Below are 25,361 nucleotides of genomic sequence, written 5' to 3' on the forward strand. Positions count from 1 at the left end.
AAAAAAAGAGATGGGTATCCCACCTCCAATTTCTACTTATCTTCCATGGCTTCCCAACCATCTGTTTTAAATTCATTTCCTTCTGGATCAATCCAGTATGCTTCAATTCCATTTTCCTTAGCCTTTTTTAGTCCTGTTTCGTGGTCAACTATAAATAAATATGTTGACAAGGTATCTGCAAGAGCAATGCTATCTGCTTTTACTGATACTGATTTCCATTTATTAGATGGATATTTGGTAGCTGGATCTATAATATGGTGATAATTTTTGCCATCAACTGTGAAAAATCTTTGATAGTCACCACTTGTTACTACTGATGTATCTTTTACAGATACGATTGATGAATATGGATTTTCCTTATCTTCTAAGAAAGGATTTTGAACTGCAATCTTCCATGCTCCATTACTTGAGTTTGGATTTACTCCAATGATTACATCATCGCCACCAACTGATAGTATTCCTCTACTAAAGCCATTTTCCTTTAGCTTGTTTGCCATTTTTTCAGTAGCAAAGCCCTTTCCAATAGCTCCGATATCAATTTGTACATTTGGATCATTGATGTATACAGTTGAGTTTTCCTTGTCAATTTCAATGGCATCTATATTTTTATGCTCGCTTTTAGCTACTAGCTCTTCTTCGCTAGGAATGGCAGCTTTAGAGGGATCGTTGATTGACATTTCCCTATATTCGTGCCACAAACCTAAGAGGGAACCCATAGCTATATTGATATTTCCATCTGTAAGCTCATACATTTTCTTAGAATATTCAATTAACTCGATTATTTCAGGATCAACCTTTACAGGTTCTATCCCTGCCTTATCGTTAATTGTTTTAAAGTTGTTTACTCCTTCAAAATCGTCATAGGAGTTGTATAGCTTATGATATTTTGCAAGCTCTTCTTCTAAGATCTCACAAGATTTGTCAAAACTTTCCTTATCATCTGAGTATGTTAATAAAGTAGTTACTGTATCAAAATAATCGTAATATGTTTTGTCTAGTTTTTCTAAATTGTTTTCTTGAGGACTAGCATCTATTGTTTCTTCTACTTTATTTTCATCTTCTTTTACACTTACATTTTCTTCTGCCTTGCTAACTTCATCTGTAGCAGGTTCTTTATTATCCTTATTGTTGGCACAAGACGCTAAAACTAATACAAGTGCCAAAGGGTAAAATATCTTTCTTAATCTCATAATTTATTTATATTAATTGTCTCCATATCTTTATTTATTGGGATTGATTCGCCAAGAGCCCATGTTAGTAATATATCTGCTGCTGCTTTATCTCTAAAACTATTCCACTCACTTTCTAGACCTTGCTCATAGACAATATCTAAAAATTCTTCCCTAGGATCAATTCCATCATAATTATCCAGGAAATTATCTCTTTGATGTCTGTCAAGACTTGCAATAAAAGCTTCCCTAAGTTCGTGCTCGTCAAGCTCATCTGCAGTTGGTAGTAGCACGAAGTTTTCCACGTCTTGGTCTATATCAATATAGCTTTTTTCTATATCTTCTGGAGTTTGTATTTCCTGATTTATTCTTATAAAATCTAAAGATTCTGTATTTAACCACATATTCTTTAGATATGAATCTTCATCTATCAAGGTCCATTTTTCAACAAGCCACGATAGATTGATTGGTTTTCTAACGCTCATAAGTATTTATTTTTAGCACAAGTGCCTCATATTCCCAAAGCTCAAGGGCTAAATCTTCTCCTTTCTCTATTTTTATATTTCTCTTATCCCACCTACTGTTGCCATAGATTTCTGATAATGAGTCTATTACCTCTACAAATTCTAACTCTTCGTCATAAGGAATTTTGTAAGATGCTTTGTAAGTATTAGTCATGTTTAAAACAACCAAAAATCTGTCATCTCCTGATCTTCTTTCGTAGGCAAATACTGAGTTTACATTATCGTCTACAACTTTCCAAGAAAATCCTTCTTCATCAAAATCTTTCTCGAAAAATGCCTTCTCAGTTTTATAGAGGTAGTTTAAATCTTTTATAAATCTATTAAATGAATCATGCACTGGGAATTTCAATATATCCCAATTTATTGATCCACTCTCGTTCCACTCATCAAAGGTTGCGATGTCATTACCCATAAAGTTTAGCTTCTTGCCCGGGTGAGTCATTTGATAAGTGAAAAGTAGCTTAAGTTGTTTGAATTTTTCCTCATAAGATCCATTCATTTTATTCACAACAGCACCCTTTAGGTGAACGACCTCGTCATGACTTAGTGGGAGTACAAACTTCTCATTATAAAAGTAAAACATAGAGAAGTTTATATTTTGTTGATGGTCTACTCTATTCATAGAATCAGTCTTAAAATACCTCAAGGTATCATTCATCCAACCCAAATCCCATTTATAGTCAAAGCCAAGTCCGTCCTCATCAACACTTGCTGTTACCTTTGGATAGTCGGATGAGTCTTCAGCTATTAACATCACATCTGGGTGGTCACTTGCAATAGTTTTATTTAAATCTCTAATAAAGTTTATATTATCTTGGTGAACTCCACGGTTCTTATTTCCATTATAGTGAATCATGTAGCTAACGGCGTCAATTCTTATGCCATCGAAATGGAAATTTTCTATCCAATATGAAAAGGCTGATTTCATAAAACTTCTTACATGACCCTTTGAGTAATCGAAATTGTTGGAACCCCACTCAGAATATTTAAGGTCGGGATAAACTGATTCATACATTCCAGTTCCATCAAAATGATCGAGACCATAAAAGTCTGACGCAAAATGAACTGCAACCATATCAAGTATTACCCCTATCCCATTTTGGTGAAGGATATCTACAAATTTCTTTAGGTCAACTGGACTGCCGAACCTAGAGCTTGTCGCGAAAAATCCTGTAGATTGATATCCCCAGGATGGATAATATGGGTATTCAGTTATAGGCATAATCTCAACGTGAGTGTAGTTCATCTTCTTGACATAGGAAACTAATTCATCTACTATATCTAAAAAGTTGACATTATCTCCATAACGCTTCCAAGATCCTATGTGGATTTCATATATATTTAGTGGCTTATCGAAGTTCTTGCTCCTATTTTTAATGAAAGTATCATCAGCAAATTCGTAGCTATCATCTGTAATGATACTTGCAAAGTCTCCTTCTTTATCCATAGCCTTGGCAAAAGGGTCAGTTTTTTCTACAAAATTGCCCTCATGATTTACTACATACTTGTAATAGTCACCAACACTTGCCTTAAGCCTTATAAAAAAATAACCATACTCATAGTTTTTAGTCATAGCTACATTTTGCCAAGAAGTAAAATCACCCTTGATGTAAACTTCATCTGCATTTGGTGCGAGTACTCTAAAAATATAATATCCGTCACAATCTTTTTGCGCTCCCCAAATATCAGCTCCTGCACTTGAATGACCATCTATATAATCTTTAATATAACTATGGTTAGTTTCAATTATGTTAACCTTCATTATCTTCCTCAATCAAATGTTTTATATGTCTTTTCAAAATCTGAATTCCCTTTAGGTTTCTAGCACCTCTAGGGATTATTATATCAGCGTATTTTTTGCTAGGCTCAATATAAGTTTCATGCATAGGTTTGACCTGACCGATGTATTGAGTCAAAACAGATTCTAGGCTTCTGCCTCTCTCCTTGGTATCTCTTAGGATCCTTCTTTGAAGTCTTACATCACTATCAGCATCTACAAACACCTTGGTATCTGTAATTGACCTAATCTTTTCATCATATAAAACTAATATTCCTTCTATTAGAATAATCTTTGTAGGTTTAACCCTAACAGTTTCTTTGCTCCTAGTGTGATTATTATAATCATAAGTAGGCATATCAATCTCTTTGCCATCTAGAAGTTTTACTAGATCTTTATAGAACAAATCATTGTCAAAGGCACCAGGATAATCATAGTTTAAAGTTTTTCTTTGTTCAAAACTAATGTCATCATGAGCCTTGTAATAATTGTCATGTCCTATAACTGTAAGATCATCCTTAAAGTAGGCCGCAATTTCTCTTACAATAGAACTTTTGCCGCTGGCAGATCCACCAGCGACCGCAACAATTTTTACATCGCTCATAGCTTAATCTCGTTAACGATATTTCCTTCTAGATATTGGTAAAGATTGTCAAATACTATATCAGCTCTAATTTCCATTGCCTCTTTTGTATAAAAAGCAACGTGATTTGTTAAAATAACATTTTTAGCATTTCTTAGTGGATAATCTTCTGGAAGAGGTGGTTCCATATCAAATACATCTATTCCTGCTCTTAATTTATCTTCATTTAATAGTTTTGCTAGATATTCATTATCTACAACTGCACCTCTAGCACAGTTAATTAGTACAGCGTTATCTTTCATTAGATCTAGTTCAACTTTTCCCAAGAAATGTTTTGTTTCTTTGTTATTTGGAATGTGAAGAGAAACAATATCACTTCTTTTTAGAAGGTCTTCAAGGCTAACATATTCTACATTTTTAGCCTTAATTTCTTCCTTTTCTGTTCTAGAATATGCAATTATTTCACATCCAAAAACGCTTAGTAGGTCGATTAGTTTTGATCCGATGTTTCCAGTTCCGATGATACCGAATGTTTTTCCCTTGATTAGCTCCCCAAGTAGGTAGTTATTTTCACCATCAAAAATATTTCTTCTATTTTCATTAAACTTTCTTAGTACACCGATAGTTAGACCTAAAACAAGTTCAGCTACGGAATCATCAGAATATCCACTTGCATTTTCTACGACAATTCCCTTTTCCTTGCAAGCGTCAAGATCTACATGGTCAACTCCAGTAAAGGCAACATCTACTAATTTTAAATCAGTTTCTTCGATTACCTTTCTAGTTAATGGTTTGTTAGTAATCATTGCTACATCAGTACCTTGTAGTCTTTGAATTTTTTCATCATCATCTTTAGCTGACTTATCAAAATATTCGAATTCATGGCCTAATTCTTCTATTTTTTTCTTGTGATCTTCTATTATTTTTTCATCAACTTCTAATGGATCTATTAGACTAATTTTCATTTCAATCTCCTTTATCTAAATGTATATCGTTTACTTGATATTATTATACTCGATTTACATATAATTAAATAATAAAGCTCTGGAGATTTTTATAAGTTAACTTGTAAATATTAGTTTATTGTGATAAATTAATAATAGAATATAGAAAGGAATTAAGATGGCAGTTGGATTAGCTTTTACAGATGGTAAATGTATAGAAGCAATACATTATTATTGTGAGGTTTTTGGTATTGAGGAACCTAATAAGATAATTAGGTATAGTGATTTTAAAAAATATAATCATCCGGACGAGATAAAAGACAGGATATACAATTCCCATATCGACGTCTATGATAATAGGATCTACCTATATGATGTTACTAATGATAGTATGATTATAAATGGCAACAATGTGAGAATTGTAATAGAGACAAGTTCAGATAATTTATATAGAGCCTATATGAATTTTAGAAAAGACTCCACTGTTACTATGGAGCCTCAAAAAATAAACAAAAAATTATTTACAACTTTAATCGACAAGTACAATATATCTTGGCAATTTATTGCTGAAATTCAAGAATAAATCACTTCGATTTGTTCTTTTTCTTTTGCCTCAAATACCTAAAAAAAGTCTGGATTTCATAAAGGCATTCTTCTTCTGCTAGGCCAAATTCCGCATCAAGATAGTGAAGCTGACTTCTATCACCTGTTACATTTGTATTTGACCCACAAGCCCCTCTTTTGGGATCTCTAATGCCAATCACAAGCCTATCTATCCTAGAATTAATTATAGCACCAGCACACATGGAGCAAGGTTCCATAGTTACATACATTGTACATTCTTCTAGTCTAAAATCATCCATATACTCGCTAGCTTCTTTGATTGCCATTATTTCAGCATGTTTTAGGGCAGATTTTCCTTTGAAGGTATAATTGTGACCCCTACCTATTATCTCACCCTTATAAACTATAACTGCTCCAACAGGAACTTCTTCTACAAAACGAGCAAGCCTTGCCTCGCTAATTGCCTCTTGCATGAAAAACATATCCATCTTAGAGAAATTATTTTCTTTTTTATCTATCTCATTAACCAACTTAGCCTCCTAGAATTTCGCATAAAAATAAGCTGTTGATAACCAACAGCCATAATTTTGGTGTACCGAAGAGGATTCGAACCTCCGACACCCGCCTTAGGAGGGCGGTGCTCTATCCAGCTGAGCTACCGATACAAGTAAGGACTAAAAATTTAGTCCTCTATTATTATAACACTTTTTACCTTGCAATCAACAATTGAAGCAAGAAATTGACATTGTTTTTCACATTTCTAGTAATCTTTCCAAATGTACTTGCTTCTTCTACATCATCTTTAGAAAGTAAATCTATCTTGTAATCTTCTCCTTCATAGTTGACATCGACACTACCTAGTACTTGTCCTTTTTTGATTGGAGCTTTGATATTTTTATCTAGGTTGATTTTAGTAGCCACATGTTTTTTATCTTTAGAAATAATTGTTAAGTCTTCTGCTGGATATAAATCAATGTAGCCTTGTTTAGCAGATACTTCTTCTACGCTTTCTACACTTCTATTTGTATCTAGGACCTTCTCGCATGAATAGTATCTTGATACGTAATAGATCAAATCGCTCATTACACTATCTCTTATATCCTTTTCATCTGCTCCGAGTACTACTCCTACACACCTAAAATCGTCATTTCCATCTAGCTCTTTCATATCAAGTGTAGTAATCAAACAATAGCCAGCCTTTTCTGTAGTACCAGTTTTTAAGCCATCTACTCCGTCGATTTCATTTTTTAGTGGAATAGTTGAATCTTTTTTAATTCCTTTGCCTGGAATATTAACCTCATCCATAGATGAATAATTTAGAATATCTGGATATTTTTTAACCAAATCCATGGATAGCTTGTACAAATCTCTCGCTGAAGAGACATTTTCTTTGTCATCTTCTGTATCAATACCACTTGCATTATAGTACTTTTGACTTTCCAAGCCTAATTCCTTTGCTTTTTCGTTAATTTTTTTAGTAAAAGCTTCTTCAGATCCAGAAACAGCCTTAGCCAATAGATGAGCACAGTCATTACCACTTACTGCTATTAGACCTTGGAGGAGTTCTTCCACACTGTAAGTTTCATTTTCCTTTAGTCCTAGAGCGGAATATTCCCAACTAGTAAGTTCTTCTGCACGTTTGTCTGCCTTGACATTTGTATCTAAACTAATTTTTCCTTCTTCTATGGCATCTCTTACCAAATAAAAAGTCATTAGCTTTGTTAGAGATGCTATTGGTCTAACTTCATCAGCGTTTTTCTCATAATATATATCGCCAGTTTCCTCATTACCTATTAGGTATGCTGAAACATTCTCATCAAGACCAACTATTCTACCTTCACCCTTGGCATAAGCCATACTTGTAAATAAAAATACAAATATACTTAGAAGGCTTGCCAACCTAAATTTTCTTGTTTTCATATAAACCTACCTTAAAAAAGATTCTAGCTTTCTATAATTATCCCTCAATAGCTTTAGGGTATTTACATCAGCTTCTTTGTTGTATGAATAGTTAAGATTTTCTGCCTCAGCCATGCCTACTTTTCTAAAAAGTCCACAAGCTTTAAATAGGCAGTTGTATATATCTAACAATTCATTTGTTGGGAAAGTCAACTCCAAGTCTTCTCTATATTCCTTGCTCAAAGTATGAACTAGGTTTGACCCATCAACTCCTATATTTCTAAGACCATAAAACTTGTTTATAAGATGAAAATCTAACATCTTTAAAAGTTCATCTCTTAAGTCATCCATTTTGATACAAGCAGCTATTGGATCTTTTTGGTTTATATATAAAGAAACTTCTATGGCATTTGCAAAGAAACTGTCTACACATGTTTTAAACTCGTACTCTTTTGGTAGACTGTACTTAAAGTCTTTGTTTACCTTAAGCATTTCTTCATTAGGCTTGTTGTAGATATACTCAATATCTCCTGGCAAAGTTCTCATAAAATCATTTGCCAAATCCTTAGCTATGATTGACTCAGATATTTTCACATTATCCTTCTTGTAGGCTTGGATTTTGGTATAATTTTGTTTGTTTTTATCAACATCAAAACTATCCTTCACCCTATTTATCAATATTATATCATCAAATAAAACCCTTAGATCATCTTCAAGTTTACCTATTATAATTTCATCTACAACAGTATATAAGTCGACAAACTCTTCGTTTGTATTTGATTTAATACAAAAGATCGATACAATGGATTCCTTGTCCCTGCCATAGTCTACGAATCTTTTTTTTATATCACTTCTCATTACTTGTCCAGCTTTCTATAAAAATTTTCAAAAGTTTTGCTGTTAATCCCCAAATCACAGGTTCAGTATTATAGAAATACATATCATGATATCCCGTAGTAAATTTATAGTCTCGTCCATTTGGAATTTTATCAAAGGGGAAATCTTCAGGAAAATCCATCAAGAAGGGTGCCCTATACATGATTGGAGGATTTTCTTTGAAATATTTGACTTTGACAGCAAAAACTGACTCTACTTCCTCATTATACTTTATATCTTCAAAATTTTTCTTAATTCTCCCATAATAACTTTTTATATGTCTAAAAGATGAATTTAATATCATAGAAGAATATCCCATATACTCTATATATTCTCTATCTAATAGAAGCTCTTCTGTGGTTTCTCTAATGGCTGCATCTTTGAAATCTTCGCCATCTTCTACCCTTCCTCCAGGAAAAGAAACTTCGCCCGGCTGGGTAATATTCTTGCTTCTAACTTCAAAAAGAATATGATCTTCACCGTCTATTTCTACTAGGGGAATAAATACCGCATAGTTTTTTAATTTATTATAAAATTCGTCATCTACTAATAAATTTTTCATCTGTACTCCTATATAAAATGATATTAAATTCACTTATCAAAGTCAAATTTATAGTTGAAAACTTTTATCAATGGGTATAATATCTACGAACGTTTAGATATATTAATAGGAGGAATTATGTTTAAAGAATTTAAAGAATTTATCGCCCGCGGCAATGTTTTAGACATGGCTATCGGTATCATTATGGGTTCTGCTTTCACAGCTATTGTTACAAGCATGGTTGATGATATCCTAATGCCAATTATCTCAGGGCTAACAGCAGGTATCGACTACCAAGATATCGTAGTTAGTGTTGGTGGTGCAAGCCTTAAAGTTGGTAACTTCATCAACGCTGTAATTTCATTCTTAATCATTGCTTTTGTAATGTTCTTAATTGTTAAGGGATTAAATTCTCTACACAAAGAAGAAGCAAAAGAAGAAGTTACTGAAAAAGAATGCCCTTATTGTAAAAGTTCTATTCCAGTAGAAGCATCAAGATGCCCACACTGCACATCAAAATTAGATAATTACAATAACGTAAATGAATAAAAAATTGCTGGAAGTTTTCTTCCAGCTTTTTTTCTATCTTTTTTTCTCTTTTACATAGCCACATGATGAGCATCTTATCTCATCTGTCGACCTATTTTTCTTATGAATCATCAAAGATCCGCACTCAGGACACTTCTCTCCTGTTGGAGGATCCCAAAGTGCAAAGTTACATTTTGGATAGTTATCACATCCATAAAATCTTTTGCCTCTTTTGCTAACTTTTTCAATCAAGGTTCCATCTTCACATTCAGGGCATTTTACCCCAGTTGATTTTACAATAGATTTTGTGAAATCACAGTCTGGAAATCCAGTACAACCGATAAACTTACCATTCCTACCGTGTTTTATAGCGAGGTTCTTGCCGCATTTTGGACATTTCTCATCGAGAACTTCATCTCTTACCTTGTAGTCCTTGCTATCTTTCTTGACGCCTTTCATGTCTTTTTCAAAATCTTTGTAGAATGATTTCAAAAGTTCCTTCCAGTACCTATCGCCAAGAGCTATGTTATCCAAAGCATCTTCCATTTCTGCAGTAAACTCGACATTTATTACATCATCAAAATTTTCTTGGAGGAAAGTATTTACAGTTTTTCCAAGATCAGTTGGATATATACTTCTTCCTTCAAGCTCAACGTAGTTTCTTGAAATAATTTGATTGATTGTTGCAGAATATGTTGATGGTCTACCGATTCCAAATTCTTCCAAAGTTTTAACTAGGGAAGCCTCTGTATATCTTGCTGGAGGATTGGTAAAGTGTTGGTCTTTGTCAATCTTTTTAGCAGAGATTACATTCCCCTCTTTTAGTTCAGGTAATATATTTTCGCTCTCGTTTGCCTTTGATAAGATATTATAACCGTCAAATATTGTTATTTTGCCATTAGTCTTAAAGGCAAGTCCATTGTTATCAAATAATATTTGAGTTGAAAGATATTCATAATCAGCCATTTGGCTTGCTACGACTCTTTCCCAAATCATCTTATATAATTTATATTGTTGGTCTGTTAGGTACTCTTTTATTTCTATCGGACTTCTCTTTATGGATGTTGGTCTAATCGCCTCATGGGCATCTTGGCTGCCCTTTTTCTTGCCAGCGTAAGTATTTCCTTTGCCAGCGTACTTATCTCCGTACTTTTCTTTTATAAAAGCTAGGGATTCATTTACTATATCTTTGGATATCCTGTTAGCATCTGTTCTCATGTATGTTATAAGACCGACAGATCCATCGCCAACGTCTATACCTTCGAACAATTGTTGGGCAAGCTGCATGGTATATTTGGTAGAATATCCAAGCCTATTTGATGCATCTTGTTGGAGGGTTGAAGTTGTATGTGGCTTTTGAGGTTTTCTTCTCTTTTTAGTTTTATTAATTTTTACAACTTCAAACTTATCCTTATCTATTTTCTCTAGGACTTTCTTAGCTCCGCTCTCATTTGATATCTTAACTTTTTTACCAACTTGTCCATAAAACTCTGAATCAAATTTAAGTTTGTCAACGTCATGATGAGCTGTTATTGTCCAATATTCTTCTGGAATAAAGTCATCTATTTCTTTTTGTCTATCTACAATTAGCTTTAGGGCAACAGATTGAACTCTACCAGCGGATAGACCAGATTTTACTCTCTTCCAAAGGATTGGACTAATCTCATAGCCTACTATCCTATCCATCACACGTCTTGCTTGTTGGGCATCTACTAGATTTTGGTCGATTGTTCTTGGATTTTTGATTGCATTTTTTACATTTTCTTTTGTAATTTCATGAAACTCGACCCTGTTTTTATCTTTTGGATCAAGTCCTAAAAGAAATTGCAAGTGCCAGCTTATAGCTTCTCCTTCCCTATCAGGGTCGGTTGCCAAATAGACCTTTTCTGCCTTATCTGCTTCTTTTTTTAGTTCATTAATAGTTTTCGCCCCACCTCTAACCTTTATATATTCAGGTTCAAAGTCATTTTTTATATCTACTCCAAACTTGCTTTTTGGTAGATCTCTAAGGTGACCTATAGTTGCCATCACCTTATAATTTCTGCCGAGCATTTTGGAGATTGATTTTGCTTTGGTTGGAGACTCTACTATTACTAAGTTCTTAGCCAAATACTCACTCCTTTATGATAAATTCGTTATTTCCAATATTTTCTATATAATCCTTTAGCTCAAGCGAAGTCAATAGATAATTAATAACATCTATATCCAAATCTAGTTTTTCTTTCAATGTATCAGCGCTTGAATTAGGAAAGTTCTCAATGTATCTTACCACTTGAGCTTCGTTCTTATCAAGTTTTGTATAATCTAAAACTTTCTTCTCCCTATTTATATCAACCAAATATGAAAGCTCTTCTATTATATCATCTGCAGATAGGACAAGCTTTGCTCCTTCTTGGATCATCTTGTTAGTTCCCTTAGAATAAATGGAATTGATATTGCCAGGTACAGCAAATACCTCTCTACCTTGATCTAAAGCACATCTTACAGTAATCATTGTTCCAGATTTTTCCTTGGCTTCAATCACTGCTGTCCCAAGAGAAATCCCTGATATGATCCTGTTTCTTCGTGGAAAATTGTAGGCTACAGGCTCTGTTCCTAGGGGAAACTCAGAAAGTATTAGACCATTTTCTTCAATTCTCCTGTACAAATCCTTGTTTTGTTTAGGATAGATTTTATCAATACCACACCCTATGACACCTATAGTTCTCCCACCTACATCAAGACTTGCCTTATGGCTTGTCGCATCTATCCCATAGGCAAGACCAGATACTGTTGTTATTCCTGCTAGAGAAATCTTTTCTGCCAATGTTTTGGCTGCCCATTTTCCGTAGGCTGTACATTTCCTAGATCCTACAAAGGCCAAGGAATTTTTATCCTTTATTTTGTCAAAATCGCCCTTATAGTACAAAACAGCTGGTCTATCATCTATATACTTTAGATTTTCTGGATAATCATCATCTAATATAGTGACATACTTGTACTTATACTTATGAATCTTATCCATATACTTGGCAAAGTTTTCCAAACTATCATTTGAAAAAATTTTCTCATATTGCTTATCTGTTATAAAATCATAGAATAACCTATCCTTATCAAAAAAATCTTCAAACGAAGTTTTATCAAACATTTCTAGAATTAGGGAATTATTTATGTATAGGTAATTTAGATATAAAAAGATTTCTTCTTTCGTAAGTTTAAAAGGCGTTTTCAATGTAATTAATCCCCCCATCTACTCTTATAACTTCTGCCACATCAAATCTAATGATTGAATCGGTCAAGTCATTTTCCATGAGATAGGCTTGGCTTGCTTTTATAATTTTTTGTTGTTTTGAAATAGTTACAGCCTCGCTTGGATTGGCAAAGTCTTTATTTTTTCTAGTCTTAACTTCTACAAATACCACTATTTCATCTATCCTTGCTATTATATCAATCTCACCAAAGTGCTTTCTAAAGTTTCTATCAAGAATATCATAGCCTTTGTTTCTAAGATATTCTTCAACCAAGTCTTCTCCAAAATCTCCTACTGTTTTTTTATAAGTCGTCAAAAGTCATCTGCCTCTCATGAAATTTTCTTAAAAATGATTGCCTATGGATTGGAGTTTCTCCGTATTCTTCCAAGCCTTGATAGTGTTTTTTCGTTCCATATCCCATGTTAGTATCAAATCCATAATTAGGATATAACTTAGAGAAATTGATCATTATATCATCTCTTCTAATCTTTGCTAGAATTGACGCGCAGGAGATTGAGTATTCATTCAAATCTCCTTTTACAATATTTAACTGGGGAATATCGGTATCAATTCTTTCTGCATCTATTAAAACAATCTCAGGTTTGATCTTTAGATTGTTTAGAGCATCTTCCATGGCCTTGTGGGTAGCATTTTTTATATTGACTCTATCTATCATGCTTGGATTTGCGTAGCCATAAGCATAACAAATTGTATCTTCTAGGATTTTTTCCTTGAGATTTAGCATCTTTTTTCTGGTTAGTTTTTTAGAATCTGTTATTCCTTCAATAGCAGAATCACTTTTCATAATCACAGCACAGGTTACAACAGGTCCTGCCAAAGGTCCTCTGCCAACCTCATCTATACCAGCTATTAGCTTATATTTGTCATGGATTTCTTTTTTTATCTGATCGTTATATAAAGAGTATCTCATGCTTTTTCCAGAGTAATCTTTCCTAGTTTTCCTGACCTAAAATCATTTAAAATGATGTTGGCTGTTCTAGTATAGTCGTAGTCGCCACCAGAAATAATTGCTCCACGTTTTTTGGCAATCGCTTCATATATAATAAGAGCAGGATCTTCAGGATTTATTCCATATCTTTCTTTAAGAGCTTCTGGTTTTGTCTCTTTCATCTCCTCCAAGAACTTTAGGGTTAGATCTTCTATATTTAAAACTTCATCTTTGATAGCATTTGTAAAGGATAAGTGTAGACCAACTTCTTCGTCAAACTTAGGCCACAAAACCCCAGGAGTATCTAGAAGTTGGATATTTGATCCTGTCTTTATCCATTGTTTGCTTTGAGTAATCCCTGGTTTATTACCAACCTTAGCTCCCTTTTTCTTTGAAACTTTATTAATAAAAGTGGACTTACCAGAATTAGGCACACCGACAATCATCATTCTTATTAGAGGATTTTCTATGTTCTTCTCTTCATTTTTTTTAAACTTTTCGCTAAGCAGATTTTTAGCCTCTCTATAAATTCTATCGACATTTATATTTTCCTTAGAATTCATTGCGATAGCAGGTATTCCTTGACTTTTAAATTTATCTATCCATTTTTTATTCTCACTTGGATCAGATAGGTCAGATTTATTCATAATAATCATTCTAGGCTTATCAGCAATTATTTCGTCAAGCATTGGATTTCTAGATGAATTTGGAATTCTCGCATCAATTATTTCAAGAACTATATCTACAAGTTTTAAATTATCAATAATAATTTCCTTGGTCTTCTTCATATGACCTGGAAACCAATTTATATTCATTGTCATAGTTTTTCTCCAATCTTCTTTGCCATATGCAAAATTTACAACTATCTATATTATACATAAATTATTTAGAAATACACCCTGACAGTAATCCATTTTGCAATTTAACATGATAAATTTTTCTATATAAGTTATAATATATATAAGAATAAACAAGGAGAGAGAAATGGGTAATAAAATCTTGGCAGTTTTATTTGTTTTACTTAGCATAAGTGCTTGTGGCAACAAAAGCTCAAATGACAAGGTAAATGTTAGAGTAAAAACCGAAAATAAGGTAGAGAATAAAACTAATACCGCAACAGATAAAGATACTAAAAATGGTAAAGAAGAAGTAGCTAAAAAATCCGACAAAAACCTATCTAAGAAAAGTGATGAGGCACAGGCGTTTTTCAAAACAATAGAGGCAAAGAAGTTCGCTATACCAAGTGTAGCTAGTAAGGTCGAATCAATCTTTCTATATAATGATGGCTATTTTGATGGAATGATTAAAAGCGGAAACGGTGATGCCGCCTACATTGGTCTATACAATGGCAAGCTAGACTATGTTGAAAAGATTGATGATTTAACCTACAAGGTAAAGCTTGCTAAGTTAGAAATGGAAACTCCAACAGGTCAAGAAGAGCAAATAAATATGGGAGGCATAGACATTAATGTAGAATATGTAGATTGGACATTTTTCAAGGAAGATATGATAGGCAGTGAATACCTAATCCACCTACCAAAAACTAAAGTTAGTTCCTTAGACGATACTAATAGACAAATGTTAGAAATGGCAGATAAATATATAAAGGATGACAATGCCAACATATTTTTTATAGAAGCTTTAGATGACAAACCTGGTCTAATGTATGAATTTATTAGGGAGAATTAAATGAAAAAATTATTAGCGGCATTGATATTTCTAAGTCTAGTTCCAACTAGCTTTGCTAGTGGCGAATATAAAGATATAAAAGAAATCAGAGGAGATAAGAACCACTACTATGACCTAGCATTTTCTTATCACAACCTAATAGTTGACGAAAGCCAAATAAAGCCTAAGACAAATGTAAAAAATGATACAAAAAGTGAAGCACCATCCACCCAAACAAAAGGAGGACTCACAGACGATAAGGTTATAAGCGAGTTAAGTGGCAAATCTTTTGTTTTATCATCTGGAGCTGGAGCTTGGGCAAGTTTCATAGATATAAAAGATAACAAGGGTAATTTTGAAATAAAATTTTCTGATGCTGATATGGATCACATATACTTAGCAGCAGGCAAGGGTCAATTTGAAATGGGAGAAAAAATTGACGATTACACCTACAAGTTAAAAGTAAAAAACTTTGAAAGAACTAGTCCCGAACCTGGTATTTATGAAAAAGATTCGTATGGCAGAGATCAAGAATATATTGCTGTGCCTCATGGACTAGAGACATCAGATATAAATGATCCTAAGCCAGTAGAAAGCCTAACCCTCTACCTACCTTTTAAAAACATCGACGAAATCCCAGATGGTGAAGGAGCTAGGACTTGGCTAAATATGTCAGTAAGTGAAGGTGTTGGGAAAATAGGAAATGAACTAAGGGTATTTGCAATAGTTAACGATGGATATCCTTTCGTAGAAATGGTTGGTCAATAACAAATATAAAATGCTCAAACCTTGATAAAAGGAATGAGCATTTTTCTTATATTAAAATTTCACAGATTTAGCGGTTCTTTTACACTAACTTAAAATCCTTAGTTTCTATGGTTTTCTTATCTTTTATTTCAATTATTTTATCATAGTATTTGCTGTAGTCTATATCTCTTCTGTGAGAAATGGATATGATTGTTTTATCGAGTTTGGCGAAAATCTTTTCCAGTTCGCTTGCCATTTTTAAATCAAGAGCAGATGTCGCCTCATCTATAAGGATAATCGAACTATCCTTGTATAAGGCTCTCGCAATTTCTATTCTTTGCATCTCCCCACCAGATAGGTTAGATCCCGCATCTTTGATTACAGCGTGATAGCCATCTTCTAGGGTGTCAAGCAATTTATATAGTCCAGATTTCTTGATTGCTTTATCAAGCTTCTCATAGTCAATCTCATCTGGAGTTTCAAACAAGACAATATTTGCTAGGATACTATCTCTAAATATCATTGGTTTTTGGGCTACTATTGAAATATCCTCGTATATTTCTTGTCTACTAAGAGCGTCTATATTATTATTTTTTATAAAAATATTTCCAGATTTTGCAGTAAGCTCTTTGGTAATAAGTTTAAAAATAGTTGATTTTCCTGTTCCGCTTGCACCACTTATAATAACGTGCTCGTCTTTGTTTATGGAAAATGATGCTTTATCTAAAATTTTTTTATTAGTATAAGAAAAACTCACGTCAGCAAATAGAATATCTTGATTTTTAGAGATATCACTTTTATTATAACTATCTAAACTAGATATTTGATTTTCTTTTTTAGAATAATCATCTTGTATTCTCTGTCTTATTTTTTTAGTAGAATTGATGTCACCATAGCTATCAGCAATCTCTTGCATTGGCCAAATTATAATATTCATCAAACTTAGAAGAACTGGAAAATAGAAATCTTCAATTTTCCCCCAATAGACAAAAAGAGCTGATAGAAGCATCAAGAAAGTCTGAAGTATTAAAGATGATTCGTTTATTATACTTATCCTAGAACCATTGAGGAAAACAGATTTCTGATGGATCTTTTCATTTTCCCTTGTTTTTGGTCAAATTTTTTAAGAAAGTGACTCGTCTTATTAAACCTAAACAAAGTTCCATAAACGTAAAAAGAATCATTTAAGATTTCGTTGTATTTGTTTATAGATTTCATATAATTTTCGTTCTCATTAGAAGATAAGGATGAAATTATCTTAGAAATTATCATGATTATTATCCCAAAAGCGAATATAATCATTGTTATTTCAACATTTATAGTAAATCCATATCCTAGGCATAAGACTAGAAGGAAAATACTTGATACTATCCTATCTATGGCAAAAATATAGTTTTCCTCAATAAATTTCAAATCATTATTGAAGAGTGATATGTACGATGCCTTGTCTTTGCTCTCAAAATATATAGGATCTCTCCTTAAAATATTTTCCATCAAGTCTTTTTTCACTCTAATGTTCCACATACACGAAACCTTAGCCTTAATCTTTGACCTAGAAAATCTGAGAAAAAAAGAAATCACAGCCCACAAAATAAAAAATATAACAGTAGATTTAATTAAAGTAGCATCCTTGTATGTAACAATTTTAGAAAATCTCTCTATTAATTTGGTTAGAAAATATTGTTCCAAATCGCTAAATATAGATACAAGTATAAATACAACAAAAATCCAATTGATTTTTACAAATCTAAATCCACCCTTACAATAATCTAATTTTCCCTTCATATAATCCGCCTTCGTTATGTACAATTATTATATTATCACTTTAATAAATTAGTTTGTTATTAATTTATTACTAATAACTATACGTTTTTTATACTAATTTTCATTAGATAGGTTAGTAAATATTTGAATAAATAAATTATAAAATTTCTAAATTTGCCACTAAAAAAGGACCTTTGCATTTTTTGCAAGAGTCCTTCTTTTTCTTAATAATTTGTTTTTTCTTTAACTTTAGCTGCCTTACCTTGACGATCTCTAAGGTATTTAAGTTTAGCTCTTCTAACTTTACCACGTCTAACTACGTGTAGTTTTTCAATTTTTGGTGAGTTGTATACAAATGTTCTTTCTACTCCAACTCCATAGCTGATTCTTCTAACTGTGAAAGTTTTGTTTATTCCACCTTCGTTGATGTAGATTACTGTTCCTTCAAAGTCTTGAAGTCTTTCTTTGTCACCTTCTTTGATTCTGTAGCTTAGTCTTACTGTATCACCTACTCTAAAGTCAAATTTTTCTTCACGTAGGTTTTCTTGTTCAATTTTTTTGATTAAATCCATCTTTGCTCTCCTCTCGTAAGAATTGTTCATATAAGTCTGGTCTTACTCTTTTAGTTTTCTCTATTGCACTTTTCCTATTCCAAGCGGCAATCTTCTTGTGGTCTCCGCTTACAAGCTCACTTGGAACGAAGTATCCGTTGAAGTTACGAGGTTTGGTATATTCATCTTGTTGCAATAAAGTATTGTAATGAGAGTCTGTAGTCAAGGATTCCCTTTTTCCTACAACTCCATCTATAAATCTTGCCATTGAATCTATAAGCACCATGGCTGGGATTTCTCCACCTGTAAGTACATAATCGCCTATAGATATTTCATAGTCGATATAATGGTTAGTAATTCTCGCATCTATTCCTTCATAATGACCGCAAATTATGATTAGATCTTTAATTTCTGCAAAGTCGATTGCTAATTTCTGATTTAATTTCTTGCCTGCTGCTGACATGTAGCAGACTTTTGATTCTGGTTTTTTCACAGACATCAAAGCATCATATATAACTTGGGGTCTGATAAGCATGCCGGCTGCCCCGCCGTATACTGTATCATCTACATGGTTGTGCTTGTTATTGCTAAAGTCTCTTATATCTACTAAATTTATTTCTAGTTTTTTGTTTTGAATTGCTTTTCCTATTACCCCATAAGTTTTAAGGAACTCAAAACTTTCAGGAAATAGGGTAAGTATGGTAACTCTATTCATAATCTGCTAGGTTATCTACTTCTATTTTCTTGTTTTTTATATCAACATTTGTGATTACAGTTTTTAATGCTGGTAATAGGACTTCTATCTTGTCAGTTTTTTCTATAACATATACATCGTTTGGATAAACTCCACTGATTATGTCTTTGACTTTACCCACTTTTTGCCCATTGGAGTAAACATCAAGTCCAATCATTTCATATATATAAAACTCTCCATCAGAAAGCTTGCCACGATCTTTTTCATCTATGGTTATATCTTTTCCGACAAGTTTCAGGGAATCATTTATGTCGTTGTATTCTACAAATTTTAGAACCTTGAATCCTTTTTGGTCGAAGGAGTCTTCTATTGTTAGAAGTTCATCTCCTATATAAACTTTAGATCCTTTATCAAACCTCTTCTCATTATCGGAAAATGGTCTAACTTTAACATTTCCTCTAATGCCGTGGGTTGTTATTACCTCTGCAACTGTTATTCTCATATTCTTATGTTGACCTTAACATCTTCCTTGATCGCTGCTGCTCTAGCTATGGCTCTGATGGAATTTATTATGTTTCCACGAACTCCTATAACTCTGCCCTTATCTTCTTCTGCTACATGGATTAGTAGGTCTACTTCTCCATTTTCGCTAGTTTCTTCGATAATTACAGCGTCTTTGTTTTCTACTAATTCTTTAACAATTAATTCAACTAGGTTTTTCATCTTATGCTAATACGTCGTTATCTTTGAATAATTTTTCAACTATAGATGTTGGTTTTGCACCGTTTTTAATCCATTGTTTAGCTTTTTCATTGTCCACTCTAAATTCTTTTGGATTTGAGATTGGATTGTAAATTCCGATTTCTTCGATGAATTTACCATCTCTTGGGCTTCTTGAATCTGCTACTACAACTCTGTAAAATGGTTTTTTCTTTTGTCCCATTCTTTTTAATCTAATTTTAACTGCCATTGTTTCCTCCTATTTTAGTTTAGGCTTAAAAGAAAGGCATCTTTGGAAGTTTTCTGCCTCTTTTATTTTTTGTCATGCCTGTCATTTTCTTCATCATTTTTTTCAGTTCTTTGAACTGTTTGAGCAATTTGTTAAGTTCTTTTACATCAACCCCTGAACCTTTGGCTATACGTTCTTTTCTGCTCTTGCCAATTATTTCAGGTTTTTCCCTTTCTTCTTTGGTCATTGAATTTATTAGAGCTTCAATTCTCACAAATCCAGTATCATCGACGTTAACTCCCTTTAGCATCTTTGAGTTAACTCCTGGAATCATGGCTAGAAGATCTTCCAATGGACCCATATTTCTAATCTGTTGAACTTGTTCCATGAAGTCATCCAAGGTGTAAGTTTGCTCACGCATCTTACGTTCAAGCTCCTTGGCGTTTTCTATAGATAGCTCTTTTTCAGCTTTTTCTATTAGGGAAAGGACATCTCCCATTCCTAAAATCCTGTTTGCCATCCTATCTGGGTGGAAAGGCTCTAGGTCTTCTAGTTTTTCACCAACACCTATAAATTTGATTGGTTTTCCAACAACTTGTCTGATTGAAAGGGCTGCACCACCTCTTGCATCACCATCTAGCTTGGTTAGAATTACTCCTGTTATGTCTAGATATTCGTCAAAAGTTTTTGCAACATTGACTGCCTCTTGACCTGTCATTGCATCAACAACGAGTAGGATTTCGTCTGGATTTACAGCTTCTTTTATATTTTTAAGCTCATCCATAAGGTCAGTATCAATTTGTAAACGTCCTGCCGTATCAAGGATTATGACATCGTGATTGTTGCTTCTTGCATAATCTTTTGCTTCCCTTGCGGTTTTTACTGGGTCTTGCTTATCTTTGTCAAATACTTCTACACCTGCAGTCTTACCTACAACCTTAAGTTGTTCAATAGCTGCTGGTCTATAGATATCAAGAGCAGTAAGCATTGGGTTTCTATTTTCCTTCTTTAACTTTAGGGCAAGCTTACCCGAATGAGTAGTCTTACCTGAACCTTGAAGTCCTACCATCATTACTATATGAGGAGTAGATCCCTTAAAGTCTAGCTTGGAATTTTCCTTTCCCATAAGAGCAGTTAGCTCTTCGTTTACAATCTTTACAACCATTTGACCTGGTGATAGGGAAGTCATAACATCTTGCCCAAGTGATCTTTCCTTGATTGTCTTTACAAAATCTTTTACGACCTTGTAGTTAACATCTGCTTCTAGTAAAGAGAGTCTAATCTCTCTCATAGCGGCATCTATATCTTTTTCACTTAATTTTCCTTTTCCTGTAAGCTTACCAAGAGTCTCTTGGAGTCTTTCCGAAAGGCCTTCAAATACCATAGCATCCCTCTCTAAATCGCATCTATTACGTCTGTTATTTCTCTAATTGCTAATTCATAATTTGAACTTTCCATCAGCTCTCTTATACTAATAAGAGAATCTTTCAGTTCCTCGCGGCTTTTCAGTAAAGAAAGCTCATCTTCAAACTCAAATAATTTATCCTCAGATCTTTTGATCATATCTGATATAGCTTGCTTGCTCCTATCAGTATTGTCTGCAATCTCCTGAAGGGATAAATCTTCGTTGTAATAACAATTAATAACATCTCTTTGTTTTTCATTAAGAAGTGCGCCGTATATATCGAATAATTGAGCCACTTTTACTATTTTTTCCATAAAATCACCTGTCAAGTCTTTTACTTGACCTATCCATTATACACCCTTGTTTTAGCTAAGTCAACAAAAAATATTGACCTAGATATATTAAAAAAGCTAGGATTTCTCCTAGCTTAATTTTAAAAGATATTTATCTTATTTCTTAGATTTATGGAAGATTGAAAAATGGATTAGATAATCCTTCGTCCATATCTTCATTAGTGTTTTCATCTTTAGAACTTGGTTTTGCCTTGTTATATTCATCTACATTTGATGTATCTATATTAAACTCAAGGTCCAAATTCTTTTTCTTGCCATCTCTATATACTGTAATGGTCGCCTTATCCCCTACAGAATAGCTCAACAAGATTTTTCTTAGAGAGCTCATATCAGTAACTTCTTTGCCATCAACAGCTGTTATTACATCACCCTCTTCTATTTGGCTATCCTTATCGAAAATAGAAACAACATACACTCCTTCATCAACACCAAGTTTTTCAGCATTGAAATTAGGGATTTGTTTTAGATAATCAATAGATTGACCAGTTATTCCTAGATAAACAGAGTTAAACTTGCCTGTTTTTCTTACCTTTTCTATTACAGGTTTTACAGTATTGATAGGAATTGCAAAACCAATTCCGTCGCTATTACCTGCCTTAGCAGTATTAATTCCTATTAGCTCTCCTCTTGAGTTTAGTAAAGCTCCACCAGAGTTACCAGCATTTATTGCGGCATCTGTTTGCATTAGTCCATCCATTGTAACACCAGTATTAAACTTAACAGACCTATTTAGTCCAGAGATAATACCGCTAGTTACAGTTGATTGAAGTTCAAATCCTAGTGGGTTACCAATAGCAACTGTCCTATCACCTATACCTACTTCATCACTATCTCCAAGCTCTATTGCAGGAAGATTTTTCTTATCTACCTTTATAATAGCAAGATCTAGCGAAGCATCGTTCCAAACAAGCTCAGCATCAGCAGTTTCCCCGTTTGAGAATAAAACATTAATTTGAGTGACATCGCCATTGCTTACAACGTGAGAGTTAGTCACAATATATCCATCCTCAGTTACTATAGAACCTGAACCGATACCCTCAACATAACCTTGTTGTTGACCGAAGAAAGATCTTTGAGTAACTTGAGATATTGTATTGATACCAACCACAGAATCAATTGACTTCTTTACAACAACTGATTCCATAGAATCATCAGATTTAATATTAATATCTTTGCTTGTATTCTTTTCTTCCTTACTTTCTATTTGATTTGGTTTATCATTGTTTTCTGTTGAAGTGTTATCATTATTCATTGCTCCACCGAGGAGAAAATAAATAACAAAACCACCAACTACAGCTCCCAAAAGAGCTGATATAAAATGTGAAAAGCCTCCATGTGCTTTATTCTTTCTCATTAAAGTCTACCTCCTATTTAATCTATCATACAAAATATTTGTGGTAACACTTTGTTTTTGTAATTAAATTCATATAAAATTAGAAAACTTCTTCATTTAATTAATAACTTTCTAATTTTTTTATCTTTATTCTATCTATTACGAAATTCAATATAGCGAGTATAACTCCGAAGCCTACTAGTATAAGAATATTTTTAATGTAAATTTCTTTATCAAAATTGTAGAAAATCAACTCATTATTTGCTACATAATAGAAACTAGGAAACAACTTTCCAATCGTAAGCGCCTTTTGAGATAGTAGACTCTGCGGTACAAAAACACCAGCTAAAAATGATGAACCAAGAGAAAATATATTCATTACAGCAGTAACAACTCCACCTTTATCTACTACATTTGAAATAAATACAGCTAAGCTTACTGTAACTAAAACAAAAACTAAAGAGTTGATTAGAAGTAATTTAAATGATTCATCAATCGATCTCATCCCATTAAGCACTATAAACAAGATAATATATACAGCCCACGATATAATAGCAAAAACAAAATTTCCTAAAAGTATTTCTAAATTTTCTCGAAATTTGCTAATAGGAGCTACCGAATTTCTATTGGCTATACTTTTTTTCTTATAAGTTAAGCTTATTAAAGAAACTACTAATATTATTTGGTTGAGGAAGGCATATGATAAAAAGTTAAAGTAATTAAGTACATTCTCTCCCAAACTTGACCTTGAATTATTCTCCAAAGAAACTTCTACATTTTTATTGAAATCTTCCTCGGTATATTTTATTGCATCTTTTGTATCATAACCTGATATTTCATAGCTTTTTATTTGATTTAAGAAAAGATTTATAGAATCTTTTACATATATAGAATAACTATCCAATGGACTAGTCTTTATTTCCACTTGTCTAGTATTTTCAAAATCTCTAGGTATTTTTATATAGACCGTTATTATTTGATAGAAGAGATTGTCATCTATATTTTTCCCCTCTAAATCAAGTATGTTATTTTCTCTTCCAAGATGGTCTATAAAGGCTCTCGATAAATCACTATTGTCCAAATCTTCTATATAGATATCGGCTCTTGCCTTAATGTAATTGCTAGTATCATTACCACTTTTATTCGAAAATACAACAAGAAGTATGAATATAAGAGCATACATTATTATAGCTTTTAAATGTCCCCTTACAATTTTAAAATAGTTTCTAAATACTATCATATTGCTTCCCCTTTGTGTATATAAAAGATATAAAGCCAAAAACTAATATTAATAATGCTAGATACTTAATATCTTGCCAATATCTATCCAGTCCATCATAGTAGTATAAGCTATACATTCCATCATTTATAAGGGATACTGGGTTTAATTTGAACATTATAGGAAATTTCTCTTGAATAATAATCTTTGTGTCTGAGTTCATCATTCCTGACAAATATGATAAGAGCATGGTAATTGCAATGCCAATACCATTTTTGATCTCAATTGTAGCTTTATTGGATACACCTATTAGAATGCCAAACAACACACCAAACATACTAGAAAGTGCAACAAGAAAAATTAACGGCAATATCTTATTAGAAAAATCTATTCCATATAGTTTATTAAAAACAAAAATAGTAAAAAGAACAATTATAAAATTAACTATAAACCCAGCTAACAACGAAGAAAGCAAATTTGTAGTCTTACTAATAGGAGCTACAGAGTTTCTTTTAGCAAGTGTGGATAAATTCGCCTCGTGTTTGTATACGATCATTAGACCTAAGCTATATCCATATAAAGCCTGCATACCTATTAATGAATAGAAAAAGGTATTTATTATATTAAGATTTTTCCTTGACTTATCTACGATATGATTCTTATTGACATCTAAATTTGCGATATCATACTCCGGTTTATCTTTAGATATTCTCTTATACATATTTGCTTTTCTAAGATAGTTATTTAAGATATTTTCCATCAAAGACTCATAAATACCAGATTTTTTAAATACAATCTTGTCATAATCTTTTATGGAAGCAGTAACTTCTTCATCAGATAGCTTTACCCCTTCTTTGATTTTTATAATTTTCTCATCTTCTAGTTCATCTAAAAAGTTATTAAAATATATATCATCTCTTAAACTTTCATTAACGGAAACATTTATAGGTTCAAATTCCCACGAATCAAACATATTTCCTAAAGCTATACTAAAAAAGAAACCTAAGATTATAGGAAATACCAAAGACCAAAAGATTAGAAACCTATCTCTAATAATCACCATAAAGGTATTTTTAAAGTTATGTAAAAACATA

General features: G+C 32.8%; 30 protein-coding genes and 1 tRNA gene. 4 read left to right on the forward strand and 27 right to left on the reverse strand.

The window, feature by feature from the left end; genetic code table 11:
- Positions 1–32: 32 nt before the first annotated feature.
- Genes E0D87_RS00650 through E0D87_RS00670 form a run of 5 tightly spaced genes read right to left on the reverse strand, consistent with a single transcriptional unit; the run spans position 33 to position 5,018 of the window.
- On the reverse strand, positions 33–1,163 hold the full coding sequence (locus E0D87_RS00650) for an FAD:protein FMN transferase (RefSeq protein ID WP_242618423.1): 1,131 nt from the start codon (positions 1,161–1,163) through the stop codon (positions 33–35).
- Positions 1,164–1,186: 23 nt separating this feature from the next.
- Positions 1,187–1,654: a UPF0158 family protein gene (locus E0D87_RS00655; protein WP_130818942.1), complete on the reverse strand. Its 468-nt coding sequence runs from the start codon at positions 1,652–1,654 to the stop codon at positions 1,187–1,189.
- Positions 1,644–3,455, reverse strand: a complete 1,812-nt coding sequence (gene glgB / locus E0D87_RS00660) for a 1,4-alpha-glucan branching protein GlgB (RefSeq protein ID WP_130818943.1) — start codon at positions 3,453–3,455, stop codon at positions 1,644–1,646. Before glgB ends, E0D87_RS00655 begins: the two co-directional genes overlap by 11 nt.
- On the reverse strand, positions 3,445–4,074 hold the full coding sequence (udk, locus tag E0D87_RS00665; protein ID WP_130818944.1) for a uridine kinase: 630 nt from the start codon (positions 4,072–4,074) through the stop codon (positions 3,445–3,447). The genes glgB and udk overlap by 11 nt, the downstream gene beginning before the upstream one ends.
- Positions 4,071–5,018 (reverse strand): NAD(P)-dependent oxidoreductase, encoded by a 948-nt coding sequence (locus E0D87_RS00670; protein WP_130818945.1) that lies wholly within the window; start codon positions 5,016–5,018, stop codon positions 4,071–4,073. The genes udk and E0D87_RS00670 overlap by 4 nt, the downstream gene beginning before the upstream one ends.
- A 157-nt stretch (positions 5,019–5,175) precedes the next feature.
- Between E0D87_RS00670 and E0D87_RS00675 the strand changes: the two genes are divergently transcribed.
- Entirely contained in the window at positions 5,176–5,580 is a 405-nt protein-coding gene (locus E0D87_RS00675) for a VOC family protein (RefSeq protein ID WP_130818946.1), read from the forward strand.
- 1 nt (position 5,581) lies between these two features.
- Here the strand turns inward: E0D87_RS00675 and E0D87_RS00680 are convergent, their stop codons facing one another.
- From E0D87_RS00680 to E0D87_RS00700, 5 genes are all read right to left on the reverse strand, one after another.
- Entirely contained in the window at positions 5,582–6,049 is a 468-nt protein-coding gene (locus E0D87_RS00680) for a nucleoside deaminase (RefSeq protein ID WP_130820164.1), read from the reverse strand.
- Between the two features lie 100 nt (positions 6,050–6,149).
- Positions 6,150–6,226 (reverse strand) — tRNA-Arg (locus E0D87_RS00685).
- Positions 6,227–6,269: 43 nt separating this feature from the next.
- Complete coding sequence (locus tag E0D87_RS00690; protein ID WP_130818947.1) at positions 6,270–7,481, reverse strand: D-alanyl-D-alanine carboxypeptidase family protein; 1,212 nt, start codon at positions 7,479–7,481, stop codon at positions 6,270–6,272.
- Positions 7,482–7,487: 6 nt separating this feature from the next.
- Positions 7,488–8,318 carry an aminoglycoside 6-adenylyltransferase gene (locus E0D87_RS00695; protein ID WP_130818948.1) on the reverse strand — a complete coding sequence of 277 codons (831 nt, stop codon included), beginning with the start codon at positions 8,316–8,318 and terminating at the stop codon, positions 7,488–7,490.
- Positions 8,308–8,898, reverse strand: coding sequence for an NUDIX hydrolase (locus E0D87_RS00700; RefSeq protein ID WP_130818949.1), 591 nt, complete (start codon positions 8,896–8,898; stop codon positions 8,308–8,310). Before E0D87_RS00700 ends, E0D87_RS00695 begins: the two co-directional genes overlap by 11 nt.
- A 117-nt stretch (positions 8,899–9,015) precedes the next feature.
- Between E0D87_RS00700 and mscL the strand changes: the two genes are divergently transcribed.
- Positions 9,016–9,426, forward strand: a complete 411-nt coding sequence (gene mscL / locus E0D87_RS00705) for a large conductance mechanosensitive channel protein MscL (protein WP_130818950.1) — start codon at positions 9,016–9,018, stop codon at positions 9,424–9,426.
- Positions 9,427–9,459: 33 nt separating this feature from the next.
- On the opposite strand, the gene topA is transcribed toward mscL, so the two are convergent.
- The 5 genes from topA to ylqF are packed head-to-tail and all read right to left on the reverse strand — an operon-like array spanning position 9,460 to position 14,399.
- Positions 9,460–11,514: a type I DNA topoisomerase gene (gene topA / locus E0D87_RS00710; RefSeq protein WP_130818951.1), complete on the reverse strand. Its 2,055-nt coding sequence runs from the start codon at positions 11,512–11,514 to the stop codon at positions 9,460–9,462.
- Positions 11,515–11,518: 4 nt separating this feature from the next.
- On the reverse strand, positions 11,519–12,616 hold the full coding sequence (gene dprA, locus E0D87_RS00715; RefSeq protein WP_242618424.1) for a DNA-processing protein DprA: 1,098 nt from the start codon (positions 12,614–12,616) through the stop codon (positions 11,519–11,521).
- Entirely contained in the window at positions 12,600–12,950 is a 351-nt protein-coding gene (locus tag E0D87_RS00720) for a YraN family protein (protein WP_130818953.1), read from the reverse strand. Before E0D87_RS00720 ends, dprA begins: the two co-directional genes overlap by 17 nt.
- Positions 12,937–13,566 (reverse strand): ribonuclease HII, encoded by a 630-nt coding sequence (locus E0D87_RS00725; protein ID WP_130818954.1) that lies wholly within the window; start codon positions 13,564–13,566, stop codon positions 12,937–12,939. The genes E0D87_RS00720 and E0D87_RS00725 overlap by 14 nt, the downstream gene beginning before the upstream one ends.
- Positions 13,563–14,399 (reverse strand): ribosome biogenesis GTPase YlqF, encoded by an 837-nt coding sequence (gene ylqF, locus E0D87_RS00730; RefSeq protein WP_130820165.1) that lies wholly within the window; start codon positions 14,397–14,399, stop codon positions 13,563–13,565. The genes E0D87_RS00725 and ylqF overlap by 4 nt, the downstream gene beginning before the upstream one ends.
- A gap of 169 nt (positions 14,400–14,568) precedes the next feature.
- Here ylqF and E0D87_RS00735 point away from each other — a divergent pair, with 169 nt between their 5' ends.
- Positions 14,569–15,273: a hypothetical protein gene (locus E0D87_RS00735; protein WP_130818955.1), complete on the forward strand. Its 705-nt coding sequence runs from the start codon at positions 14,569–14,571 to the stop codon at positions 15,271–15,273.
- Entirely contained in the window at positions 15,274–16,020 is a 747-nt protein-coding gene (locus E0D87_RS00740) for a hypothetical protein (protein ID WP_130818956.1), read from the forward strand.
- 79 nt (positions 16,021–16,099) lie between these two features.
- Here E0D87_RS00740 and E0D87_RS00745 read toward each other — a convergent pair whose 3' ends face one another.
- From E0D87_RS00745 to E0D87_RS00800, 12 genes are all read right to left on the reverse strand, one after another.
- Positions 16,100–16,936 (reverse strand): ATP-binding cassette domain-containing protein, encoded by an 837-nt coding sequence (locus E0D87_RS00745; protein WP_165442714.1) that lies wholly within the window; start codon positions 16,934–16,936, stop codon positions 16,100–16,102.
- Positions 16,937–17,049: 113 nt separating this feature from the next.
- Positions 17,050–17,784, reverse strand: a complete 735-nt coding sequence (locus tag E0D87_RS00750; protein ID WP_130818958.1) for an ABC transporter transmembrane domain-containing protein — start codon at positions 17,782–17,784, stop codon at positions 17,050–17,052.
- 203 nt (positions 17,785–17,987) lie between these two features.
- On the reverse strand, positions 17,988–18,335 hold the full coding sequence (rplS, locus tag E0D87_RS00755; protein ID WP_004834868.1) for a 50S ribosomal protein L19: 348 nt from the start codon (positions 18,333–18,335) through the stop codon (positions 17,988–17,990).
- On the reverse strand, positions 18,313–19,029 hold the full coding sequence (gene trmD / locus E0D87_RS00760) for a tRNA (guanosine(37)-N1)-methyltransferase TrmD (RefSeq protein WP_004834851.1): 717 nt from the start codon (positions 19,027–19,029) through the stop codon (positions 18,313–18,315). The genes rplS and trmD overlap by 23 nt, the downstream gene beginning before the upstream one ends.
- Positions 19,022–19,510 carry a ribosome maturation factor RimM gene (rimM, locus tag E0D87_RS00765; protein ID WP_130818959.1) on the reverse strand — a complete coding sequence of 163 codons (489 nt, stop codon included), beginning with the start codon at positions 19,508–19,510 and terminating at the stop codon, positions 19,022–19,024. The genes trmD and rimM overlap by 8 nt, the downstream gene beginning before the upstream one ends.
- Positions 19,507–19,731, reverse strand: a complete 225-nt coding sequence (locus E0D87_RS00770; RefSeq protein WP_130818960.1) for a KH domain-containing protein — start codon at positions 19,729–19,731, stop codon at positions 19,507–19,509. The genes rimM and E0D87_RS00770 overlap by 4 nt, the downstream gene beginning before the upstream one ends.
- 1 nt (position 19,732) lies before the next feature.
- On the reverse strand, positions 19,733–19,978 hold the full coding sequence (gene rpsP / locus E0D87_RS00775) for a 30S ribosomal protein S16 (RefSeq protein ID WP_004834865.1): 246 nt from the start codon (positions 19,976–19,978) through the stop codon (positions 19,733–19,735).
- Positions 19,979–20,003: 25 nt separating this feature from the next.
- Entirely contained in the window at positions 20,004–21,341 is a 1,338-nt protein-coding gene (ffh, locus tag E0D87_RS00780) for a signal recognition particle protein (RefSeq protein ID WP_130818961.1), read from the reverse strand.
- An 11-nt stretch (positions 21,342–21,352) separates the two neighbouring features.
- Complete coding sequence (gene ylxM, locus E0D87_RS00785; protein ID WP_130818962.1) at positions 21,353–21,676, reverse strand: YlxM family DNA-binding protein; 324 nt, start codon at positions 21,674–21,676, stop codon at positions 21,353–21,355.
- 148 nt (positions 21,677–21,824) lie between these two features.
- On the reverse strand, positions 21,825–23,069 hold the full coding sequence (locus E0D87_RS00790; RefSeq protein WP_130818963.1) for a S1C family serine protease: 1,245 nt from the start codon (positions 23,067–23,069) through the stop codon (positions 21,825–21,827).
- Positions 23,070–23,169: 100 nt separating this feature from the next.
- Positions 23,170–24,288: an ABC transporter permease gene (locus E0D87_RS00795; protein WP_130818964.1), complete on the reverse strand. Its 1,119-nt coding sequence runs from the start codon at positions 24,286–24,288 to the stop codon at positions 23,170–23,172.
- Positions 24,275–25,360, reverse strand: a complete 1,086-nt coding sequence (locus tag E0D87_RS00800) for an ABC transporter permease (RefSeq protein ID WP_130818965.1) — start codon at positions 25,358–25,360, stop codon at positions 24,275–24,277. Before E0D87_RS00800 ends, E0D87_RS00795 begins: the two co-directional genes overlap by 14 nt.
- Position 25,361: the final 1 nt, after the last annotated feature.

It is taken from the genome of Anaerococcus vaginimassiliensis, from assembly GCF_900626155.1.
GTDB classification, from domain to species: Bacteria; Bacillota; Clostridia; order Tissierellales; family Peptoniphilaceae; genus Anaerococcus; species Anaerococcus vaginimassiliensis.

Bases quoted from the DNA above. Each gene is read 5' to 3' on its own strand.
- E0D87_RS00725 (WP_130818954.1), bottom strand. From the start codon at position 13,566: ATGAGATACTCTTTATATAACGATCAGATAAAAAAAGAAATCCATGAC.
- glgB (WP_130818943.1), bottom strand. From the start codon at position 3,455: ATGAAGGTTAACATAATTGAAACTAACCATAGTTATATTAAAGATTAT.
- ffh (WP_130818961.1), bottom strand. From the start codon at position 21,341: ATGGTATTTGAAGGCCTTTCGGAAAGACTCCAAGAGACTCTTGGTAAG.
- E0D87_RS00700 (WP_130818949.1), bottom strand. From the start codon at position 8,898: ATGAAAAATTTATTAGTAGATGACGAATTTTATAATAAATTAAAAAAC.
- rimM (WP_130818959.1), bottom strand. From the start codon at position 19,510: ATGAGAATAACAGTTGCAGAGGTAATAACAACCCACGGCATTAGAGGA.
- E0D87_RS00690 (WP_130818947.1), bottom strand. From the start codon at position 7,481: ATGAAAACAAGAAAATTTAGGTTGGCAAGCCTTCTAAGTATATTTGTA.
- E0D87_RS00655 (WP_130818942.1), bottom strand. From the start codon at position 1,654: ATGAGCGTTAGAAAACCAATCAATCTATCGTGGCTTGTTGAAAAATGG.
- E0D87_RS00695 (WP_130818948.1), bottom strand. From the start codon at position 8,318: ATGAGAAGTGATATAAAAAAAAGATTCGTAGACTATGGCAGGGACAAG.
- E0D87_RS00670 (WP_130818945.1), bottom strand. From the start codon at position 5,018: ATGAAAATTAGTCTAATAGATCCATTAGAAGTTGATGAAAAAATAATA.
- E0D87_RS00750 (WP_130818958.1), bottom strand. From the start codon at position 17,784: ATGAAGGGAAAATTAGATTATTGTAAGGGTGGATTTAGATTTGTAAAA.
- ylxM (WP_130818962.1), bottom strand. From the start codon at position 21,676: ATGGAAAAAATAGTAAAAGTGGCTCAATTATTCGATATATACGGCGCA.
- E0D87_RS00745 (WP_165442714.1), bottom strand. From the start codon at position 16,936: ATGAATATTATAATTTGGCCAATGCAAGAGATTGCTGATAGCTATGGT.
- E0D87_RS00800 (WP_130818965.1), bottom strand. From the start codon at position 25,360: ATGTTTTTACATAACTTTAAAAATACCTTTATGGTGATTATTAGAGAT.
- rplS (WP_004834868.1), bottom strand. From the start codon at position 18,335: ATGGATTTAATCAAAAAAATTGAACAAGAAAACCTACGTGAAGAAAAA.
- E0D87_RS00680 (WP_130820164.1), bottom strand. From the start codon at position 6,049: ATGGATATGTTTTTCATGCAAGAGGCAATTAGCGAGGCAAGGCTTGCT.
- ylqF (WP_130820165.1), bottom strand. From the start codon at position 14,399: ATGAATATAAATTGGTTTCCAGGTCATATGAAGAAGACCAAGGAAATT.
- E0D87_RS00770 (WP_130818960.1), bottom strand. From the start codon at position 19,731: ATGAAAAACCTAGTTGAATTAATTGTTAAAGAATTAGTAGAAAACAAA.
- E0D87_RS00790 (WP_130818963.1), bottom strand. From the start codon at position 23,069: ATGAGAAAGAATAAAGCACATGGAGGCTTTTCACATTTTATATCAGCT.
- rpsP (WP_004834865.1), bottom strand. From the start codon at position 19,978: ATGGCAGTTAAAATTAGATTAAAAAGAATGGGACAAAAGAAAAAACCA.
- mscL (WP_130818950.1), top strand. From the start codon at position 9,016: ATGTTTAAAGAATTTAAAGAATTTATCGCCCGCGGCAATGTTTTAGAC.
- trmD (WP_004834851.1), bottom strand. From the start codon at position 19,029: ATGAATAGAGTTACCATACTTACCCTATTTCCTGAAAGTTTTGAGTTC.
- udk (WP_130818944.1), bottom strand. From the start codon at position 4,074: ATGAGCGATGTAAAAATTGTTGCGGTCGCTGGTGGATCTGCCAGCGGC.
- E0D87_RS00740 (WP_130818956.1), top strand. From the start codon at position 15,274: ATGAAAAAATTATTAGCGGCATTGATATTTCTAAGTCTAGTTCCAACT.
- E0D87_RS00795 (WP_130818964.1), bottom strand. From the start codon at position 24,288: ATGATAGTATTTAGAAACTATTTTAAAATTGTAAGGGGACATTTAAAA.
- E0D87_RS00675 (WP_130818946.1), top strand. From the start codon at position 5,176: ATGGCAGTTGGATTAGCTTTTACAGATGGTAAATGTATAGAAGCAATA.
- E0D87_RS00735 (WP_130818955.1), top strand. From the start codon at position 14,569: ATGGGTAATAAAATCTTGGCAGTTTTATTTGTTTTACTTAGCATAAGT.